At 73.9% G+C, this 2742-nt stretch carries 4 protein-coding genes; all 4 read right to left on the bottom strand.

The window, feature by feature from the left end:
- A partial coding sequence (locus AOK16_RS13465; RefSeq protein ID WP_055472505.1) for a hypothetical protein occupies positions 1–212 on the bottom strand: 212 nt, incomplete at its 3' end.
- On the bottom strand, positions 209–1351 hold the full coding sequence (gene tsaD / locus AOK16_RS13460) for a tRNA (adenosine(37)-N6)-threonylcarbamoyltransferase complex transferase subunit TsaD (protein WP_055472504.1): 1143 nt from the start codon (positions 1349–1351) through the stop codon (positions 209–211). The genes tsaD and AOK16_RS13465, both read right to left, overlap by 4 nt.
- 6 nt (positions 1352–1357) lie before the next feature.
- A complete protein-coding gene (gene rimI / locus AOK16_RS13455) occupies positions 1358–1900 on the bottom strand; it encodes a ribosomal protein S18-alanine N-acetyltransferase (protein WP_079101343.1) in 543 nt (180 codons plus the stop codon).
- A gap of 44 nt (positions 1901–1944) precedes the next feature.
- Positions 1945–2613, bottom strand: coding sequence for a tRNA (adenosine(37)-N6)-threonylcarbamoyltransferase complex dimerization subunit type 1 TsaB (tsaB, locus tag AOK16_RS13450; RefSeq protein WP_055472503.1), 669 nt, complete (start codon positions 2611–2613; stop codon positions 1945–1947).
- Positions 2614–2742: the final 129 nt, after the last annotated feature.

Below are 2742 nucleotides of genomic sequence, written 5' to 3'. Positions count from 1 at the left end.
GCGGCCAAGTCGGGTGGCGGGGGCGGGAGTTCGGGGAGATCCGCGGCGTAAGGGGCGTCCCACCAGGTGATGACCAGGACGCGCTCCTCCGGCGCCGAGAACGTCTCCCGGCGGAGGGGGGCGCGTGGCAGGTCCTGGGCGCGAGCCCAGGCCAGCAGGTCCTTCCCGCGTCCGTCCGCCGCCTTCGCCTCCCACATCAGGGCGACCGTCATGAGTAGAGGTTTTCCTTGCTCAGCTCGTGGAAGTGGTCGTGGTCATGGGCGTGTTCACGGCTGTGCTCGTGGCCATGGCCGTGTTCATGGCCGGGCTCGCCCGGGACGTGGGTGTGCGTGACCGGGAGCGAGGAGTCGGCCGACAGGTCCCAGGAGGAGGCCGCGCGGCCGCGCGCCACCATCTCCGCGCCGAGCGCGGCGACCATCGCGCCGTTGTCGGTGCACAGCTTCGGGCGGGGGACGCGCAGCCGGATGCCCGCGTCCTCGCAGCGGCGCCCGGCCATCGCCCGCAGCCGGGAGTTGGCCGCGACACCGCCGCCGATCATCAGGTGGTCGACGCCGTTGTCCTTGCAGGCGCGCACCGCCTTGCGGGTCAGCACGTCGACCACCGCCTCCTGGAAGGAGGCGGAGACGTCGGCGACCGGCACCTCCTCGCCCGCGTTCCGCTTGGCCTCGATCCAGCGGGCGACAGCGGTCTTCAGGCCCGAGAAGGAGAAGTCGTAGATCGGGTCGCGGGGGCCGGTCAGGCCGCGCGGGAAGGCGATCGCGCCGGGGTCGCCCTCGCGCGCCCACCGGTCGATGACGGGCCCGCCCGGGAAGCCGAGGTTCAGTACGCGCGCGACCTTGTCGAACGCCTCGCCCGCCGCGTCGTCGATGGTCGAGCCCAACGGCCGTACGTCGCTGGTGATGTCGGGCGCGAGCAGCAGCGAGGAGTGGCCGCCGGAGACCAGCAGGGCCATCGTCGGCTCGGGCAGCGCGCCGTGCTCCAGCTGGTCGACGCAGATGTGCGAGGCGAGGTGGTTGACCCCGTACAGCGGCTTGCCCAGCGCGTACGCGTACGCCTTGGCCGCCGACACGCCGACCAGCAGGGCGCCGGAGAGGCCGGGGCCCGCGGTGACGGCGATGCCGTCGAGGTCGCTCGCGGCGATGCCGGCGTCCTTCAGGGCCCGCTGGATTGTCGGGACCATCGCCTCCAGGTGCGCGCGGCTGGCAACCTCGGGGACGACACCGCCGTAGCGGGCGTGCTCCTCCACGCTGGAGGCGACGGCGTCGGCGAGGAGCGTGTGGCCGCGGACGATTCCGACGCCGGTCTCGTCGCAGGAGGTCTCGATGCCGAGGACTAGCGGCTCGTCAGCCATCGTTGGTCATTCCTTGTTCGTCTGCTGCGGATTCGGTTCGTCTGCTGCGGATTCGTCTGCTGCGGGCGCGTCTTCCGTGGGTCCGTCTTCCGCGGATTCGGCGGACTCCGGGTAGTCCGCGCGGCGCATCACGACCGCGTCCACGTTGCCCGGCTGGTAGTAGTTCGGCCGGAGGCCGATGGGTTCGAAGCCGAAGCGCTCGTAGAGGCGCTGGGCGCGGGTGTTGTCCACGCGCACCTCCAGCAGCACCTCGCGGCAGTCGAACTCGCCGGCTCCGGCGAGGAGTTCGACGAGGAGGCGGGCGCCCAGACCCGTACCCCAGTACGCGCGGGCGGCGGCGATCGTCTGGATGTCGCCGGTACGGTCGACCGCGGCGAGGCCGCCGTAGCCGACGACCTTGCCGCCCAGCTCCGCCACGATGTAGCGGCGGGTGGCGTTCGGGCCGCGGGCGTGGGCGAGTTCGGACCAGAACAGGCCGCGGGACCAGGCGTCGTCGGGGAAGAGCTCGCGCTCCAGCTCCAGTACGGGCTCGATGTCCCACCACCGCATCTCGCGCAGTGTCGCGGAGTCGGCCGCCTCGGCGATCCCGGTGGTCACTGGGGCGTGACCACCTTGTAGTTCGCCGGAACCTGGGCGTCCGGTCTGCGGAGGTAGAGCGGGAGCGGGGGCGGGAACTCCTCGCCCGCGGCGAGCTTTTCAGCCGCGAGGGCGGCGAGCGCGGCGGCGGACTGGTGCTCGGGCATGCCGTCGGGGACGTCCGGGAACGCCTCGCGGTACAGCAGCGCGCCCGCGCCCACCGCCGGGACCCCGGCGACCCGCTCGGCGATCTCGGCCGGGCGGTCGACGGCGGGCTCGGTGAGACGGGTGCGGGGGTCGGCGTACCGCGCCCAGTACACCTCCTTGCGGCGCGCGTCGGTCGCCACGGTGAAGGGGCCGTCCAGGCCGGCCTGGCCCGCGGCGTACGCGATGCCGTCGAGGGTGCACAGACCGTGCACGGGGGCGCCGGTGGCCGCGGCGAACGCGGCGGCGGTCGCCAGGCCGACGCGCAGGCCGGTGTACGGGCCGGGGCCGACGCCGACGACGAAACCCGTCACGGCGCCGAGCTCCACCCCCGCCTCGGCCAGCACCCGGTCGACGGCGGGCAGCAGCAGTTCGCCGTGGCGGCGGGCGTCGACCTGATGGGATGCGGCGATGGCGCGCGAGCCGTCGTGCAGGGCGACGGTGACGGCGGGGGTGGCGGTATCCAAAGCGAGCAGCAGCACCCCTACAGCCTACGGCGCGCGAGCGCCCCACCCACCGGCTTGCCGACGACAGCGCTCCCGACGCGTGCCACGCGGTGGCAGCGAGTGCGCCCCGCGGCGGGGCGGGCCCGGTGGGCCATGGTTCGGCCC

The organism is Streptomyces pathocidini (genome assembly GCF_001418495.1).
Taxonomy (GTDB): Bacteria; Actinomycetota; Actinomycetes; order Streptomycetales; family Streptomycetaceae; genus Streptomyces; species Streptomyces pathocidini.
The sequence above is the reverse complement of the archived record's forward strand: the minus strand, read 5'-3'. Positions and strand labels throughout refer to the sequence as shown.